Genomic DNA, 18,454 nt, shown 5'->3' with positions numbered 1-18,454 from the left:
GGCGCTTGTGCCGTCACCGTCTGCCACGCACCTCCAGGGAAAGGCCACTTCGTACGATGTTTGACGTCGAGTCGTCGGACCGGAACACCCCCTCCGGCCTCCCCGTCACCGGCGGGCAATCCGGCATCTGGCTGGCCCAGCAGATCGAACCGGACAGCTCCGCCTACAACATCGTCTTCGCGCTGCACCTCCGCGGTGCCACCGACCTCGACCGCCTGGCCGCCGCCGTCCGCCAGGCCGTCGAAGAGGCCGAGTGCCTGCACGTACGGGTCACCCCCGGAGACGACGGGCCGCGCCAGACGCCCCGTACCCTCACCCTTCCCGTCGACGTCGCCGTCGTCGACCTGCGCGACGCCGCCGACCCCGACGAGGCCGCCGCAGCGTGGATGGCCGCCGACCGCGACCGGCCGGTGAACCTCGCGCTCGACCCGCTCTTCGCCCATGCCCTGCTGCGGCTCGCCGACGACCGCGTCCTGTGGTGCCAGCGCTACCACCACATCGTCGTGGACGGGATGGGCGTCGCGCTCGTCACCCGGCGGGCCGGCGAACTGTACAGCTCGGGAGACGAGGCGTCCGAGCCCCGCGACTGGTCGCTCTCCCGGCTCGTCGCCGCCGACCGCGCGTACCGCGCCTCCGACCGGCACGCCGCCGACCGCGCCTGGTGGCTGGAGCGGATGGCGGGCCGGACCGAGCCCGTCCGGCTCGTCGACCGGGCCGCCACCCCCATGACCCGGCGGCTGCGCCGGACCACCGAGCTGTCCCCCGAGACCGTCGAGCGGCTGAACGCCGCCGCCCGGACCGCGGGCGTACGGCCCTCCCGGATCCTGCTCGCGGCCGTCGCCGCCCATCTGCACCGCGCCGCCGGAGAACAGGACCTCGTCCTCGGCCTGCCGGTCGCCGCCCGCGAGGACGAGGTCTCCGCGACCGTCCCCGGCATGGTGTCCAACATCGTCCCGCTGCGCCTCGCCGTCCACCCCGGCACGACCGGCGCCGCCCTCGTCGCCCAGGTGCGCGAGACCGTCGCCGACGCCGTCACCCACGGGCGCTACCGCGCCGAGGACCTCGCAAGGGAACTCGGCCTCGTCGACGGCGTACCGGAGCTCGTCGGCCCGACCGTCAACATCCTGCCCCGCTCGGAGGACCTCCGCTTCGCCGGCCATCGGGCGGAACTCCGCCCGGAATGGCTCGGCCCGGTGAGCGACCTGGCGTTCAGCTTCGCCGAGGGCACGGACGGCCGCGGATACACGGTCCACCTCGACGTGGACGCCGACGCCTGCGACGCCCCCACCCTCGCCGACCACGAGCGCCGCTTCCTCGCCCTCCTCGACGACTTCGCCGCCGACCTGGACCGCCCCCTCGGCCGCATCGAACTCACCACCCATGCCGAACGCGCCCGCCTCCTCGACGAGTTCGGCGCCGCACCCCGCGAGGTCCCCGAACTCTCCTGGCCCGCCGCGTTCGAACGACAGGTCCGCCGGAGCCCCGACGCCGTCGCGCTCGTCTGCGAGGACCGGGAGCTGACGTACGCCGCACTCGACGACGACGCCGACCGGCTCGCCCGGCTCCTCCGCTCCCGGGGCGTCGGTGCCGAGGACGTGGTGGGCGTGGCCCTGCCCCGCTCACCGGAGCTCGTGGTGGCCCTGCTCGCCGTGATGAAGGCGGGCGCCGCCTATCTGCCGCTGGACGCGGACCACCCGCAGGACCGCATCGCCTACATGCTGTCCGACGCCGGGGCCCGCACCGTCGTCACCGTGCGCGACCTCGCCGGCGACCTCCCGGAGACGGCGGGTGTCACGCGCCTGCTGCTCGACGACCCGGCCGTCGAGGCCGCCCTCGCCGCCGCGGCCGACCCCGCGCCCGGACCGGCGGTCGCCCTCGACCAGGCCGCGTACGTCATCTACACCTCCGGCTCCACGGGCCGCCCCAAGGGCGTCGTCGTCTCGCACGACGGCGTCGGCAGCCTCATCGCCACCGCCACCGACCGGATCGGCATCACCGCCGAGAGCCGGGTCGTCCAGTTCGCCTCCGTCGGATTCGACGTGACGGTCTGGGACCTGATCATGTCGCTGTGCGTCGGCGGACGGATCGTCGTGGTCCCCGCCGAGCGCCGCGTCGCGGGCCCCGCGCTCACCGAGTACATCGCCCGCCACCGCGCCACCCACATGATCCTGCCGCCCTCGCTCGTCTCCGCGCTCCCGCAGGAGTGCGAACTCCCGCAGGGAGCCGTCCTCGTCGTCGGCACCGAGGCCGTCCCCAGCGAGCTGATCGCCCGCTGGGGCGGCAGGCTCCGGGTCGTCGTCGCGTACGGACTCACCGAGGCCACCGTCAACTCCACGCTCTGGCTCGCCGACCCCGACCGCCCGGGACCCGCGCCCATCGGCCGACCGGACCCCAACACGCGCGCGTACGTCCTCGACACGGCGCTCCGGCCCGTCCCCGTCGGCGCGGAGGGAGAGCTGTACGTGTCCGGGCGCGGCCTCGCACGCGGCTACCTCGGCCGCCACGCGCTGACCTCGGAACGGTTCGTCGCCGATCCCTACGGGCCTCCCGGCACCCGCATGTACCGCACGGGCGACCGGGTCCGCTGGGGCGCGGACGGCAACCTGGAGTTCCTCGGCCGTGCCGACGGCCAGATCAAGATCCGCGGCCACCGTGTGGAGCCGGGCGAGATCGAGAGCGCGTTCATGGCCTGCGAGGGCATCGCCCAGGCCGCCGTCATGGCCCGCGAGGACCACCGGGGAGTGAAACGGCTGGTCGCGTACCTGGTTCCGGACGGAGCGGCGGACGAGGGCGGCGAGGCGGCCGTGACCGCCGCACGTGCCCGCGTGACCGACGCCCTGCCCGACTACATGGTGCCGACCGCCGCCGTCGTCCTCGACGGCCCGCTGCCGCTGACCCCCAACGGCAAGCTCGACGCCAAGGCCCTGCCCGAGCCCCGGTGGACCTCCCTGACCGGCACCGACACTCCGACCACCCCCGCCGAGGCCGCGCTGGCCGCGCTGTTCGCCGACGTCCTCGGCCTGCCGACGGTCGGCGTCCACGACAGCTTCTTCGAACTCGGCGGCGACAGCATCGTCGCCATCCAGCTCGTCAACCGTGCCCGTGAGGCCGGTCTCGCCCTCACCCCGCGCGACGTGTTCCGGAGCCGGACCGTCGCGGCCCTGGCCAGGACCGTCGGGGAGGCCCCCGCCGCCCCGGCCCGCCCCCAGGTCGTCCTCGACGCGGACGCCCTGCCCGTCTCCCCGCTCCAGGAAGGTTTCTTCTTCCACGCGGAGTTCGACCGGCAGACCGCCGACCTGTACTTCGTCCAAGAACTCCTCGACCTGAACGGCGCCGTCGAACCCGGCCGCCTCCGCGCCGCCCTCCAGCTCCTCCTGGACCGGCACCCCCTGCTGCGCGCCTCCTTCCGCCAGCTTCCCGGCGGCGAGGTCGTCCAGCGGCTCGCCGACCACGTGACCCTCCCGTGGCGCGAGGCCGACACCGCCGACACCGGTCTCGACGACATCCTCCGCGCCGACCGCGCCGAACCCTTCGACCTCGGCCGACCGCCCCTCCTGCGCGCCACGCTCGTCACGGACGGACCTCGCCGGCGGCTGCTCCTCACCCTGCACCACATCGTCGCCGACGGCTGGTCGGTCGGCATCCTGCTGCGGGAGCTGACCGAGGCCTACCGGGGCGCCGAACTCCCCGCCCCCGCGGCCCCGGAGCCGTACCTCTCCTGGCTGGCCGGCCGTGACCGGGACGCCGCGGGCGAGGCCTGGCGCCTGGCCCTCTCCGGGCTCACGGAACCGACCCGGCTCCCCGCGCTCGCCACCCCCGACGACACCCGAGCGCCCGCCCGCCCCGAGCAGGTCGACACCCGACTGCCGCGCGACCTCACCGACGGGCTGACCGCGTACGCCAGGACCCGGGGCCTCACCCTGAGCAGCGTCCTGCACGGTGTCTGGGGCCTGTTCCTCGGCGGCCTGACCGGCGGACGGGACGTCGTCTTCGGCACCACCGTCTCCGGGCGGACCACCGAGGTCACGGGACTGGACTCCGCCGTCGGCCTGTTCATCAACACCGTCCCCGCCCGGGTGACCCTCCGCCCCGAGGAGACACTGACCGAGCTGCTCCGCCGCGTCCAGGACGAGCACACGGCCCTCCTCGACCACCAGCACCTGGGGCTCGCCGACATCCAGCGGATCGCGGGCGTCGGCGAACTCTTCGACACCCTCGTGGTGTTCGAGAACCACCCCACCGGTGAGCAGCAGTCCGGGCGGGACGCCGACGCGCCGCTCATCACCGGCGCCGAGGTCCTCGACGCCGTCCACTACCCGCTGGCGCTCGTCGTCGAGCCCGCCGACGCCGGTCTGCTGCTCCGCCTCAAGCACGACGCGAACCGTCTCGACCAGGTGGCGGTGGCCGTCCTCGCCAACCGGTTCACCGCCCTGCTCCGGACCGTGGTGGCCGAGCCCGACCGGCTCGTCGCCCAGACCGACCTGCTGTCCGGCCGCGAGCGCGCGCACCTCGCCGAGCTCAACGCCACCGAGCGGCCCGTCCCCGCGGCGACCCTCGCCTCGCTCTTCGCCGACCAGGCCGCCCGTACCCCGGACGCCCCCGCCGTCGTCTTCGAGGACACCACCCTCAGCTACGCCGAACTCGACCGGCGGGCCGAGGCCCTGGCCCGGCGCCTCCGGGCGCGCGGCGCGGGCCCCGAGCAGTACGTGGCCGTCGCCGTCCCGCGCTCTGCCGAACTGATGGTCGCCCTGCTCGGCGTCCACAAGGCCGGCGCCGCCTACCTGCCGGTCGACCTCGACTACCCCGCCGACCGGGTGGCGTTCATGCTCGCCGACTCGGGCGCGCGGCTCGTCGTGACGACCGCCGAGGCCGCCGGACGCCTCCCCGCCGAGGCCACGCCCGAACGGATCGTCGTCGGTGAGGGGGAGCCGGCCGGAACTCCCGCCGACGCCCCCCTACGGGCCGCCGGCCCCGACCACCCCGCCTACCTCATCTACACCTCCGGCTCCACCGGCCGCCCCAAGGGCGTCGCCGTCACCCACCGCGCCGTCGTCAACCGGCTCGCCTGGATGCAGGGCGCCTACGGGCTCACCGCCGACGACCGGGTCCTCCAGAAGACCCCGTCCAGCTTCGACGTGTCGGTGTGGGAGTTCTTCTGGGCGCTGACCGAGGGCGCGACCGTCGTCCTCGCCCGCCCGGACGGACACCGCGACCCCGCGTACCTGGCCCGTCTCATCGCCGAACGGGCCGTCACCACCACGCACTTCGTACCGTCGATGCTGGCCGCGTTCGTCCAGGTCATGGAATCGGCCGCGGACGCCCCGGACTGGGCGGCGAGCCTGCGCCGGGTCTTCTGCAGCGGCGAGGCGCTCACCGGAGCCGACGCCCGCCGCTGGTGGGAGCTGACCTCCCGCGCCGGGCGCACCCCCGTACCCCTGCACAACCTGTACGGCCCCACCGAGGCGGCCGTCGACGTCACCTTCTTCCCCTACGACGGCAGCGCCGAGCCGGCCGTTCCGATCGGCCGGCCCGTCTGGAACACCCGGCTCCACGTCCTCGACCCGTTCCTGCGCCCGGTGCCCGACGGCGTGCCCGGCGAGCTCCACCTCGCCGGCGTCCAGCTGGCCCGCGGCTACCACGACCGCCCCGGCCTCACCGCCGAACGGTTCGTCGCCGACCCGTTCGGAGCGCCGGGGGAGCGGATGTACCGCACCGGGGACCTCGTGCGCCGCCGCGCCGACGGCGCCGTCGAGTACCTCGGCCGCACCGACCGTCAGGTCAAGATCCGCGGCAACCGCGTCGAGCCGGGCGAGATCGAGACCGCCCTGGCGGGGCTGACCGGTGTGGCCCGCGCGGCGGTGATCGTCCGCGAAGGCGCCCTCGTCGGCTACGCCGTCCCCGCCCCCGGCGCCACTCCCGCCTCCGATGCCCTGCACGCGGCCCTCACCGAGGCGCTGCCCGCGCCGATGGTGCCGAGCGCCGTCGTCGTCCTCGACGAACTGCCGCTCACACCCAGTGGCAAGCTCGACCAGAACGCCCTGCCCGCACCCGAGATCGCCCCCCGAGCCGCCGGCCGCGCGCCGCGCGACGACCGCGAGCGCGCCCTGTGCGCGATCTTCGACGCGGTCCTCGGCGTCCCGGGAACCGGCGTCGACGACGACTTCTTCGTCCTCGGCGGCGACAGCCTCAGCTCCATCGCCGTCGCCACGCGGGCGCGTGAGCGGGGTCTGACGCTCAGCCCCCGCGACGTGTTCGAGCACCGCACGCCCGCCGCCCTCGCCGCGGCCGCCGCCACCCACGGGGACGCCGCGGCGCCCCCGACCACCGACTCCACCGAGGTACCCGTGCACTCCGACGGCGTGACCGTCTCCGCCTCCGACGCCGGGCAGGCAGCCGCCGCCCTCCAGGCCGTCCTCGCCCTCCAACAGCAGTCCGGCGCCGCCGTCGACCCCGCACTGCGGGCCCTCCTCGACCAGCTGACCGCCGCAGCGCCGCCCACGGCGCCCCCGGCCCCGGAACCCCCGGCTCCCGCGCCGCTCGGCGGACCCGAACTCACCCCGGAGGAGACCGCCCGCGTCCACGCCGCCGCCGGGCTGCCCGTCGCGGACATCTGGCCGCTCTCCCCGCTCCAGGAGGGCATGTACTTCCATGCCACCTACGACGCGGGCGACGCGCTCGACGTCTACCAGTCCCAGGAGACCCTGGATCTCGACAGCCGGATCGACGCCGACCGGCTGCGCGCCGCCTGCCGTACCCTCCTCGACCGCAACACCGGCCTCCGCGCCGGATTCACCAGCGACGGCCTGCCCCGCCCCGTCCAGTTCATCGTGGACGGCGCCGAGATCCCGCTCGTCGAGGCCGACCTCTCCGGCCTGCCCGCCGACGAGCAGCGGACCCGGACCGAGGAACTCCTCGCCGCCGACCGCAGGCAGCGCTTCGACCTCTCCGCCGCGCCCCTCTGCCGACTTCTCCTCATCCGCCTCGGCGACGGCCGGGACAAGCTCGTCGTCACCCACCACCTCATCCTCTGGGACGGCTGGTCCGCCTGGCTGTTCCTCGAAGAGCTGTTCACCCTGTACGAGCGGGCCGGTGACCCCACGGGCCTCCCGCAGCCCGGCTCGTACCGCGACCACCTCGCCTGGCTGGATGCCCAGGACACCTCGGCCGCCCTCGACGCCTGGCGCGGGGCCCTCGCCGGCTTCGCCGAGCCGACCCTGCTCGCCCCGTCCGGGCGGGATTCCGGCCCGGTCATCCCGGTGGACTTCGACGCCCTCCTCACCCAGGAGGCCGGCGACCGGCTCCGCACCGTCGCCCGCCGGCACGGACTCACCCTGAACACCGTCCTCAACGCGGCCTGGGCCCTGGTGCTCTCGGCCATGACGGGCCGCGCCGACGTCGCCTTCGGCACGGCCGTCGCCGGACGCCCGGCGGATGTCCCCCACGTGGCCGGCATCATCGGCATGTTCCTGAACACGATCCCCGCCCGGGTCGCCTTCAGCCCCGAGGAGCCCCTGCTCACCCTGCTGCGCCGCATGCAGTCCGAGCGAGCCGCCGTCATGCCGTACGAGTACGTGGGCCTGGGCACCCTCCAGCAGGAATCCGGCCACCGCCGCCTCTTCGACACGCTCTTCGTCCTCCGCTCGGCCGACGGCGAGGACCGCGCCGCCGCCCTCCGCGAACGCCACGGCATCACCGACGTGTCGAACGTGGACGGCACCCACTTCCCGCTCACGCTGATCGTCACCCCGGGCGCCCGCCTGAAGATCACCCTGGCCGCCCGCCCCGACCTCTTCGCCGCCGACGCCGCCGGCACGATCCTCGCCCGGTTCACCGCGGTCCTCGACCGCCTCGGCGAGGCCCTCGCCGGACCCACCGCCGCATCCGCGCGCACCGTCGGCGTGGACCTGCTCCTCCCGGAGGAGAGCGCCGCCCTGCGCACCGCCCGGGAGTCGGGCCGCGAGCCGGTGCCGGACGAGACCGTCGCCGACATGCTCACCGCCCAGGTCGCCCGGACCCCGGACGCGGTCGCGCTGGTCTTCGGCGAGCGCGCCCTCACGTACGCCGAACTCGACGCGCAGGTCAACCGGCTCGCCCGGCTGCTGCTCGCCCGGGGCGCCGGGCCCGAGAAGGTCGTGGCGCTCGCGCTGCCCCGGTCCATCGAGATGGTCGCCGCGCTGTTCGCGGTCCTGCGGACCGGCGCCGCGTACCTGCCGCTCGACCTCGACCACCCCGCCGACCGGCTGCGGCTGATGGCCGAGGACACCGGGCCGCTCTGCCTGGTGTCCACCGCCGCCGTGGCGCCGACGCTGCGGGGGGAGGACGGCCCCGTCGCCCTCGAAGTCCTCCTCGACGACGAGGCCGTGCTCGCCGAACTCGCCGCGCTCCCCGGGGACGGGATCACCGACGCCGAGCGCCCCGCCTTCGCCCACGGGGTGCCCGACCGCCTGGAGTTCCCGGCGTACGTCATCTACACCTCCGGCTCCACCGGCCGCCCCAAGGGCGTCGTCACCCCCTACCGGGGCCTGACGAACATGCAGCTGAACCACCAGAAGGAGATCTTCGACCCGGCCATCGCCTCCGCCGGAGGCCGGCGCCTGCGCATCGCGCACACCGTGTCCTTCGCCTTCGACATGTCGTGGGAGGAACTGCTCTGGCTCGTCGAGGGACACGAGGTGCACGTCTGCGACGAGGACCTCCGCCGCGACGCCGAAGCACTGGTCGCCTACTGCGACGAGCACCGCGTCGACGTCGTCAACGTGACGCCCACCTATGCCCAGCTCCTCATCGAGGAGGGACTCCTCGACCAGGACGAGGTCGCGGGCAGGCACCGGCCGGCGCTCGTCCTGCTCGGCGGCGAGGCCGTCTCCGACACCGTGTGGACGCAGCTGCGCCGCACCGAGGGCACGTACGGGTACAACCTCTACGGCCCCACCGAGTACACGATCAACACCCTCGGCGGCTCCACCACCGAGAGCGCCACCCCGACCGTCGGCAGGCCCATCCGCAACACCCGCGCCCATGTCCTCGACACGATGCTGCGGCCCGTCCCGCCGGGCTGCCCCGGCGAGCTCTACATCGCCGGCACCGGCCTCGCCCGCGGCTACCACGACCGGGCCGTGCTGAACGCCGAGCGGTTCGTGGCCGACCCCTTCGGGCAGCCCGGAGAGCGCATGTACCGCACGGGCGACCTCGTCCGCCAGCGCCCCGACGGACTGCTCGACTTCCTCGGCCGCACCGACGACCAGGTCAAGATCCGCGGCTACCGCGTCGAACTCGGCGAGATCTCGACGGCGCTGTCCACCCACCCCGAGGTCGCCCACGCGGCCGTCGTCGTCCACGAGACCGCCGGCACCAAGCGCCTCGTCGGCTACTTCGCGCGGGAGGACGCCACGGCCGTACGGGAGGACGGCGCCGTCGGATCCGCGGACGCCACCCCCGGCGGCGAGGACGACGACGCCCTCGTCAAGCGCCTCCGCGAGCACCTCAAGTCCCGCCTCCCCGACTACATGGTCCCGGCGGCCCTGGTCCCCGTCGCCACCCTGCCGCTGACCGTCAACGGCAAGCTCGACGTCAAAGCCCTGCCCGCCCCGGACCTCACCGGCACGGGCCGGAGCCGCGCCCCGCGCACCCCGCAGGAGGAGACCCTGTGCGGGCTCTTCGCGGAAGTCCTCGGCCTGACCGAGGGCAGCGTCGGCATCGACAGCGACTTCTTCGACCTCGGCGGACACTCGCTCCTCGCCACCCGGCTCGTCAGCCGGGCCCGTACCGCCCTCGACGCCGAGCTGGCGATCCGCGACCTGTTCGAGGCGCCGACCGTCGCCGAACTCGTCGAGCGGGCGGCCGCCTCGCGCGGCGCCGCCCGCCCGGCCCTCGTCGCGGCCGAGCGGCCCGACGAACTGCCGCTCTCGCACGCCCAGCAGCGCCTGTGGGTCATCCAGCAGATCGAGTGCACCTCCGCCGCCTACAACTTCCCCCTGGTCATGCGGCTGCGCGGCACCTTCGACCGCGCCGCGTGGAGTGCCGCCCTCGCCGACGTGACCGACCGTCACGAGGCCCTGCGGACGCTCTTCGCCGAGCGCGAGAGCGACGGTCAGGCGTATCAGCGGATCCTGCCCGCCGGTACGGCCGCCCCGGTCGTCGAGCATCTGCGCGGCACCGAGGACGAGGTGCCCGGCATCGTGGACGCCGCCGTGCGGCGGCCGTTCGACCTCGCCTCCGAACTGCCGATCCGCGCCACGGTCGTGGAGGTGGCGCCCGACGAGCACGTCGTCGTCCTGCTGCTCCACCACATCACCACCGACGAGTGGTCCGACCGCCCCTTCCTCCGGGACCTGACCACCGCCTACACCGCCCGCCTCGCGGCCGCCGCGCCCGACTGGGGGCCGCTGCCCGTCCAGTACGCCGACTACGCCCTCTGGCAGCAGAAGCTCCTTGGCGACCCCACCGACCCCGGCAGCCTCGCCGCCCGGCAGCTGGAGCACTGGCGCACGGCCCTGGCAGGCGCCCCCGAGGAACTGGAACTCCCCACCGACCGGCCGCGGCCCGCCCGCCCGGCCTTCACCGGCGCCGAACTCGACATCACCTTCGACCGCACCGTCCACGAGGGCCTGCGGCGGCTCGCCCGCGACACCGGCGCCAGCATGTTCATGGTCGCGCACGCGGCCGTCGCCGCCCTGCTCCACAGGCTCGGCGCCGGCACCGACATCCCGCTCGGCGCGCCCATCGCGGGCCGCGGCGACGAGGCACTCGACGAGCTCGTCGGCTTCTTCGTCAACACCCTGGTGCTCCGCACCGACCTCGGCGGCGACCCGTCCTTCACCGAACTCCTCGGCCGGGTCCGGGAGACGGACCTCGCCGCGTTCTCCCACGCGGACGTGCCCTTCGAGTCGGTCGTGGAGAAGCTCAACCCGACCCGCTCCCTCTCCCGGAACCCGCTGTTCCAGGTGATGGTCGGCTACCACGCCCGTACGGACGAGACCCTGCGGCTGCCGGGACTCGACGTCGGCTATCTGCCGCACCGGATCGGCACCGCCAAGTTCGACCTCGTGTTCAGCTTCACCGAGCACACCTCGGCCGACGGCGCCGCCGACTCCCTCGGCTGCCGCCTGGAGTTCGCCACCGAACTCTTCGACCAGGAGACCGCCGAGCGCATCGGCGACCGCCTCGCCAGGCTGACCGCGCTCCTGGTGGCGGCCCCCGACCGGCCGCTGTCCGAGGCCGGGATCGTCACCGACGAGGAGCACCACCTCGTCCTCGAAGGCTTCAACGGTCCGCCCCGCGAGGTCGAGGAGGAGACCCTGCCGGCGCTCTTCGCCCGCTGGGTGGCCGAGCGCCCCGACGCCGTCGCCGTCGTCGAGCGCTCCCGTTCGGTGACGTACGCGCAGCTCGACGCCCGCGCCAACCGGCTCGCCCGGCTGCTCGCCGCCCGCGGTGTCGGCGCCGAGAGCGTCGTCGGCGTGGCCGTCCCGCGCTCGGTCGACATGATCGCCACGGTCGTGGCCGCCCTGAAGCTCGGTGCCGCGTTCCTGCCGCTGGACCTCGTCCATCCCGGCGACCGCCTCAGCTACATGATCGAGAACTCCGGCGCCGCCGTCGTGGTCGGCACCGAGCCCGTCGCCGGGAAGATCCCCGGCGTCGACGGCGTCCCGGTGCTGCTGCTCGACGCCCCGGACGTCGCCGCCGAGCTCGACGCCCTGCCCGTGACGCCGCCGGCCGGCGGACCGGCGGGCCTCGACCAGGCCGCGTACGTGATCTACACCTCCGGCTCCACCGGCCGGCCCAAGGGCGTCGTCGTCCCGCACGAGGGGATCGCCAGCCTGGTCGCCACGGCGGTCGACCGGATGGGCCTGGAACACGACAGCCGGGTCCTCCAGTTCGCCTCCATCGGCTTCGACGTCTTCGCGTTCGAACTGGCCATGGCCCTCTGCCACGGCGGACGGCTCGTCCTCATCACCGACGAGGCCCGGGTCGCCGGACCCGCCCTCACCGACTTCCTCGAAGACCAGCGGATCACCCATATGATCCTGCCGCCCTCGCTGGTCTCGGCCCTGCCGCCCGGCTGCCGCCTGCCCGAAGGGTCGACCGTCCTGGTCGGCACCGAGACCGTGCCCCCGGACCTCTTCGAACGCTTCGGCGCCACCGCGAACCTGATCTGCGCGTACGGGCTCACCGAGGCGACCGTCAACTCCACCCTGTGGCCCGCCCGCGAGCACGGCGGCCACGCCACCGGCCGCGTGCCCATCGGCCGCCCGGACCCCAACACCCGCTGCTACGTCCTCGACGAGCACCTCCGGCCCGTCCCGCCGGGTGTGATCGGCGAGCTGTACGTGGCCGGGCGCGGCCTCGCCCGGGGCTACCTCGGGCAGGCCCGGCTCAGCTCGGAACGGTTCGTCGCCGACCCGTACGGCGCCCCCGGCAGCCGCATGTACCGCACCGGCGACCGGGCCCGCTGGCGCGCCGACGGCAACCTGGACTTCCTCGGCCGGGTCGACACCCAGGTCAAGATCCGCGGCTTCCGCATCGAACTGGGCGAGATCGAGGCCGCCCTCGCCGGGCACCCGGCGGTCGCCCAGGCCGCCGTCCTGCCCGACCGCGACGGCGACATCGTCCGCCTCGTCGGCTACGCCGTACCCGAACCGGGCGCCGCCCCCGCGCCCGACCCCCAGGAACTCCGCGCCCATGTCGCCGCGGTCCTGCCCGAGTACATGGTCCCCGCGCTCGTCGTCCCGCTCGACGGCCCGCTGCCGCTCACCCCGAACGGCAAGCTGGACCACAAGGCGCTGCCCGTGCCGGACTGGTCGGCCATGACCGGCGACGCCGCTCCCGCGACCGAGACGCAGGCACGGATCGCGGAGCTGTTCTGCGAGATCCTCAAGCTGGACGCCGTCGGCGTGCACGACAGCTTCTTCGCCCTCGGCGGCCACTCCATGGCCTCCATGCGTCTCCTGGGCCGCATCCGCGCCGAGTTCGGCGTCGAACTGAGCATCCGTGACGTCTTCGACGCACTCACCGTCGCCGGCATCGCGGGCAAGCTGGAGGGCGCGAGCGCGGCACGTCCTGCCCTGCGCCCGGCCGAGCCCGGGGCCGCCGACGGCACCGAGCCGCCGGTGGCGCCCGTACAGCGGTGGCAGTGGCAGGCGTACCGGCGCGACCCCGGCTTCGACCACGCACTCGTCCTGCGCTCGCCCGGCGGCCTGGACGCCGACGCGCTCGCCGCGGCGCTCGCCGACGTGACCGCCCGCCACGAACCGCTCCGCACCGCCTTCACCGACCGCGACGGAACCCTCGTCCGCCGGGCCGTCGAGGCACCGGACCTGACCGTGGAGCAGTGCGCGGACCTCGACGTACGGCTCACCGAACTGGCGGCCGCCACACCGGACCTGGAGCGGGAGGCCCCGCTGCGGGCCCGGCTCCTCACCGGCGCCGACGGCGCCCAGGCGGTGCTGCTCACCCTGCACTACCTGGCCGTCGACGAGTGGTCGGTGGTCCCCCTGTTCCGCGACCTCACCACCGCGTACGGGGCGCGGACGGCCGGGCGGGCGCCCGACTGGCAGCCGCTCCCCGTGAGCTACGGCGACTACGCCCGCTGGGCCGGCGACGTCCTCGGAGACCCGACCGACCCCGACAGCCGGGGCGGCCGCCAACTGGCGTACTGGCGGCGGACGCTCGCCGACGCGCCACGCGAGCTGGCCCTGCCGACGGAGGCCCGGACCTCCGTGCCCGCACAGCGGGGGAGCCGGGCCGCCGGAGTCGTGGAGTTCACGCTCGACGAGCGGCTGCACGCGGACGTGGACCGGCTCGCGCAGGCCACCGGCACCAGCATGTTCATGGTGCTGCACGCGGCCCTCGCCGCCCTGCTCACCAGCCACGGAGCGGGCACCGACCTGCCCATCGGCACGATGGTCGCCGGGCGCGGCGACGACCAGCTCGCCGACCTCGTCGGCTGCTTCTTCAACACGGTCGTGCTGCGCACCGACACGGCGGGCGATCCCTCCTTCGCGGAGCTCCTGACCCGCGTACGGGAGACCACGCTGAGCGCCCTCGACCGCCAGGACGTCCCCTTCGACGAGGTCGTCCGCACCGTCGGCCTGCGGCCGGAGGGCCCCCAGGTGATGGTGATCCACCACGAGCAGGCCGACCTGGAGCGCCTCGAAGGGGGCGTCGGCGACCTGGTCGCCGTGCCGACCGGATCCACCCGCGCGGAGCTGACCCTCAGCTTCTACGAGCCCCGCGGCGAAGGCCCCGTGCACTGCGGCCTGATCCACGCGAAGGAGCGGCTCGGCGCGGAGAAGGCGCGGCGGCTCGCCGAGGAACTCCAGACCCTGCTGCGCACCGTGACGGACGACTCCGAACAGCCCCTGTCCCAGCTGTTCGGTGTGACACACAAGAGGAGTGAGAACGCATGAGCACCAACCCGTTCGAGGACCCGCAGGGCCGCTTCCTGGTTCTGGTCAACGACGAGAACCAGCACTCGCTGTGGCCCTCCTTCGCCGAGGTTCCCGCCGGGTGGCGGACCGTCTTCGGCGAGGACACCCGCGAGGGGTGCCTGGCCTACGTGGAGACCCACTGGACCGATCTGCGCCCGGCGAGCCTCATCGCCCTCCAGGACTGACCCGGCACCACCGGGCCCTGACAGCGACCGCCGCCCGCGGGGGGAACTCCCCTCGCGGGCGGCGGTGTCACGTGGTGGCGGGTGCGGCGTGGTGCGACGACCGCCGAGCCGTCGTGCCGCACCGCAGTCGCCGTGCCCACCGAACGGCGGTTACCTGTCGAGGAGCGGGCAGCACGAAGGGGGCGGTACGACTCTCGTCGTACCGCCCCCTTCGGCGTGCCGCTCGCGGTCTCAGGCGACCGGTGAGGCCTCGGTGTCAGGGTCCTGAGCCGGCCGCGGCACCTGCTCTCCGGGCTCCCGGCGGCTGGCCGACCACGCGGCCCACAGGACGGCGTACCGGCCGCCCGCCGCCACCAGCTCCTCGTGCGTGCCGGTCTCCACGACCCGGCCCTGGTCGAGGACGACCACCCGGTCGGCGGCCGCGGCCTGCGGCAGCCGGTGCGCGACGAGCAGCCCCGTGCGGCCCTCCAGGGCCCTCGCCGCGGCCTCCTCCAGGACGCGCGCTCCGGCGCTGCCCGCGTCGGCGGTGGCCTCGTCGAGGATCGCGATCGGCGGGTCCGCCAGGACCAGCCGGGCCAGGGCCAGGTGCTGCGCCTGCGTCACCGTCAGCCGGTGGCCCCCCTCCCCGACGACCGTGGCGAGGCCCTCGGGCAGCGCCTCGGCCCACTCCAGCGCGTCGACGCGGTCGAGCGCCGCGCGAAGCTGCTCGTCGTCGGCCTCGGGCCGGGCGAGGCGCAGGTCGTCGGCGAGAGTTCCGGCGAAGACGTGCACCTCCTGGCTGATGAGCGCCACCGAGCGGCGGACCCCGGCCGGGCCCAGCTCCCCGGTGTCGATGCCGCCGAGGGCGATCGAGCCCCCGGTGGGGCTGTGGACGCCGGCGATGAGCTTGGCCAGGGTGGTCTTGCCGGCGCCGCTCGCGCCCACCAGGGCCACCCGCTCCCCGCTCCGCACCCGCAGGTCGACCTCGTGCAGGACCGGCGCGCCGGATCCGTACGCGTGGCTGAGCCCGGACACCTCGACCGAGCCGTCGGCGAGGGCGTGCGCCTCGCTCTCGGCCTGCTCCGCCGGAAGGTTCGACACGCCGACGAGGCGGGCGAAGCTCGCCCCCGCCGACTGCGCGTCGTCCAGGAGGTACAGGGTCGCGTTGATCGGGTTGAAGAGGCTGTGGAAGTACAGCGCGGCGGCCGTGGCCGTACCGATGCTGACGGAGTCGTCGTCGACCAGCACGAAGCCGGTCGCGAGCATCGCGGCGAGACCGATGAACTCGGCCAGGTTGAGCCGGGAGAAGAACCCGGTGACGATGTGGATGCCCCGCAGGCCCAGGTCGCGGGCGGCCGCGGACCGCTGCTCCAGCAGGTCGGTGTGGGTGTCGTCGAGGCGGAACGCCCGTACGGTCCGGACGCCGCCGACGCTGTCGAGCAGCTGGTGCTGCAGGGCGCCGGTGGCGACGCGGTGCTCGCCGTACACGGGCGCGGCCCGGCGCATGTACCAGCGTACCGAGATCACCTGGACCGGGGACGCGAGGAGCGCCGCGATCAGGAAGCGCCAGTCGAGGACGGCGAGTCCGACGAAGGTGAGCAGGATCGTCAGGGCGGAGCGGCTGAACTCCGGCAGGGCCTGACGCACCGACTTGCCGATCATCGACACGTCGCTGGTGACCCGGGACACCAGGTCGCCCGAGCCGGCCGCCTCGACCCGGTCGAGCGGCAGCCGCAGCGCCCGCTCGATGAACTGCTCCCGCAGGGCGGCCAGGACGGTCTCGCCCAGCCGGGCCACGAGGGTGCTGCCGACGGCCGCGGCCGCGCCCCGCGCGACGGCGACGACCACGAGCAGGACCAGGGGGAGGGTGAGTGCGGCCGCGCCCTTCCTGTCGACCACGAGGTCCACGATGTGTCCGAGCAGGGGAGCGGTGAGCAGTCCGACGGCGGTGCCGGCGACGAGGACGGCGAGCGCCGCCACGGCGAGGAGCCGATGGCCGTGCAGCATGGCGCGGAGCGCAGCGACGGACTCGGCGCCGGTGGCGGTCGGCAGGAGCACGCGGTCCGTGCTGGTTCCGCTCATGGTCTGTTCCGTCTCCCTCGTCCGTCCTTCGTCCTGCCGCGGCGGGCTGTCGGTCCGTGTCTCGTCGGCGAGCGTCATGCGAGCACCGCCGCGCGGTACGTCGCGTCGGCCGCGAGGAGTTCGCTGTGGCGACCGGTCGCCCGCACCGCGCCGTCCTCCAGGACGATCACGCGGTCGGTCACGGCGAGGAGGGCGGGGCTGGTGGTGACCAGGATCGTGGTGCGGTCGCGGCGGACCTCGCGCAGCCGGGCGGCGATGTGGGACTCGGTGACGGTGTCCACCGCCGTCGTCGGGTCGTGCAGCACGAGGACGGTCCGGTCGGCGGCGAGCGCGCGGGCGAGGGCGACGCGCTGGCGCTGACCGCCGGAGAGCGAGCGGCCGCGTTCGGCGAGGAGGGTGTCCCCGCCGTCCGGGAGGAGCCGGGCGACGTCGTCGGCGGCCGAGGCCTTCAGGGCCCGCTCGACGGCGGAGGTGTCGCCGGCGGCCCCGGCCCGGACGTTGTCGAGCAGCGTGCTCTCGAACAGGTCGGCGTCGTGGTGGGCGACCAGGACGACCCGGCGCAGCGCGTCGGGGTCGAGCGAGGTCAGCGGCGCGCCGTCGAGCTCGACGGCGCCCTCGGAGGGGTCCGCCTCACGGGCCAGGCAGACGAGGAGGTCGTTGGCGGCGGCGGCGTCACGGGCGACGATCCCGGTCAGGCTGCCGGCCGGGAGTTCGAGGTCGACGCCGCGGAGCGCGCCCAGCGTCACCCCGCGCAGGGCGACATGTCCGGCGGCTCCGTCGGCGGGTACGTCGTGTCCGGTCCCGACGGCCTCGGGCGAGGCGAGTACCTCGGCGATCCGTTTGGCCGAGGCGCGGCCCTGGGCGAGTTCGGCGTTCACGTAGCCGAGGAGCTGGAACGGACCGAGGAGGAACTGCGCGAGACCGACGGCGGCGACCAGGTCGCCGACGCTGATGCTGCCGTCCATGGCGAGGTACGCGCCGACCACGCCGATGACGGCGATGAAGACGCCGGTCAGGGCGAGGACGGCGCCCTCGTGTCCGGCCCGGCTGCGCGCGGCGCGCAGGGCGGCGGACAACGAGTCCTGGCTCGTGGTGCGGTAGCGGGCCACGGCCGCCGACTCGGCGCCCATGCCCTTGAGGACGCGGAGTCCGGAGACGAGGTCGGCGGCGACGCCCGAGGCGTGGGCGGCCCGCTCCTGCTCGGCCTCGCTGCGCTGTTCGAGCGGCCGGCTGATGCGGTGCCCGAGCCACAGCAGTGGCGGGATGCCGAGGAGGACGAGCAGACCGAGGGGGACGGAGATCCTGAGGAGCGCGACGGCACTGATCACGAGGGCGGCGACCACCGACACCCCGTACGCGATGACGGTGGCCACCGAGCCCACGCGGCGGGCGTCGTTGGTGGCGATGCTGGTCAGCGCGCCGGGGAGGCGGTTCGCGTCGGCGCCGCCCCGGGGGTCGAGCACCCGGGCGGCCAGGTCGAGCCGGAGCCGGTGCGCGGCGAGTTCGCCGCTGCCCTCGGTGATCCGGGCGCTGATGCGGTAGCAGGTCGACAGGACCAGGAAGAGCACGGCGAGGACGATGAGCAGGCGGAGCAGCGCCGAAGCGGAGCCGGTGGCGACTGCCGTGTCGATGGTGGCGCCGATGACCACCGGCACCAGGGCCTCGCAGCCCTGGTGGGTCATACCGAGCAGAGACGCCGTGATCACTCGCCGGCGTTGTCCTCTGATCGCCTGGCGGAGGACAAGTCCCCCCGTCGGTCCGCCCGTTGGCATGAGACTCCTT

At 74.7% G+C, this 18,454-nt stretch carries 4 protein-coding genes; 2 read left to right on the top strand and 2 right to left on the bottom strand.

What is annotated here, in order from left to right; all coding sequences use genetic code 11:
• Positions 1-56: 56 nt before the first annotated feature.
• Together IF00_RS0100495 and IF00_RS0100490 are read left to right on the top strand one after the other, a co-directional pair.
• Positions 57-14,405 carry a non-ribosomal peptide synthetase gene (locus IF00_RS0100495; protein WP_030312979.1) on the top strand — a complete coding sequence of 4,783 codons (14,349 nt, stop codon included), beginning with the start codon at positions 57-59 and terminating at the stop codon, positions 14,403-14,405.
• Positions 14,402-14,611, top strand: a complete 210-nt coding sequence (locus IF00_RS0100490; protein WP_030312978.1) for an MbtH family protein — start codon at positions 14,402-14,404, stop codon at positions 14,609-14,611. Before IF00_RS0100495 ends, IF00_RS0100490 begins: the two co-directional genes overlap by 4 nt.
• Before the next feature lie 231 nt (positions 14,612-14,842).
• Here the strand turns inward: IF00_RS0100490 and IF00_RS0100485 are convergent, their stop codons facing one another.
• Both IF00_RS0100485 and IF00_RS0100480 read right to left on the bottom strand, forming a co-directional pair.
• Positions 14,843-16,672 (bottom strand): ABC transporter ATP-binding protein, encoded by a 1,830-nt coding sequence (locus IF00_RS0100485; RefSeq protein WP_051819653.1) that lies wholly within the window; start codon positions 16,670-16,672, stop codon positions 14,843-14,845.
• Between the two features lie 74 nt (positions 16,673-16,746).
• Positions 16,747-18,444: an ABC transporter ATP-binding protein gene (locus IF00_RS0100480; protein WP_030312976.1), complete on the bottom strand. Its 1,698-nt coding sequence runs from the start codon at positions 18,442-18,444 to the stop codon at positions 16,747-16,749.
• Positions 18,445-18,454: the final 10 nt, after the last annotated feature.

It is taken from the genome of Streptomyces flavochromogenes, from assembly GCF_000717595.1.
Classification (GTDB): Bacteria; Actinomycetota; Actinomycetes; order Streptomycetales; family Streptomycetaceae; genus Streptomyces; species Streptomyces flavochromogenes.
This window is presented reverse-complemented; position numbering and strand designations above follow the sequence as displayed.

Excerpts from the sequence above, each read along its gene's own strand:
- IF00_RS0100495 (WP_030312979.1), top strand. The coding sequence starts at position 57 with ATGTTTGACGTCGAGTCGTCGGACCGGAACACCCCCTCCGGCCTCCCC.
- IF00_RS0100490 (WP_030312978.1), top strand. The coding sequence starts at position 14,402 with ATGAGCACCAACCCGTTCGAGGACCCGCAGGGCCGCTTCCTGGTTCTG.
- IF00_RS0100485 (WP_051819653.1), bottom strand. The coding sequence starts at position 16,672 with ATGAGCGGAACCAGCACGGACCGCGTGCTCCTGCCGACCGCCACCGGC.
- IF00_RS0100480 (WP_030312976.1), bottom strand. The coding sequence starts at position 18,444 with ATGCCAACGGGCGGACCGACGGGGGGACTTGTCCTCCGCCAGGCGATC.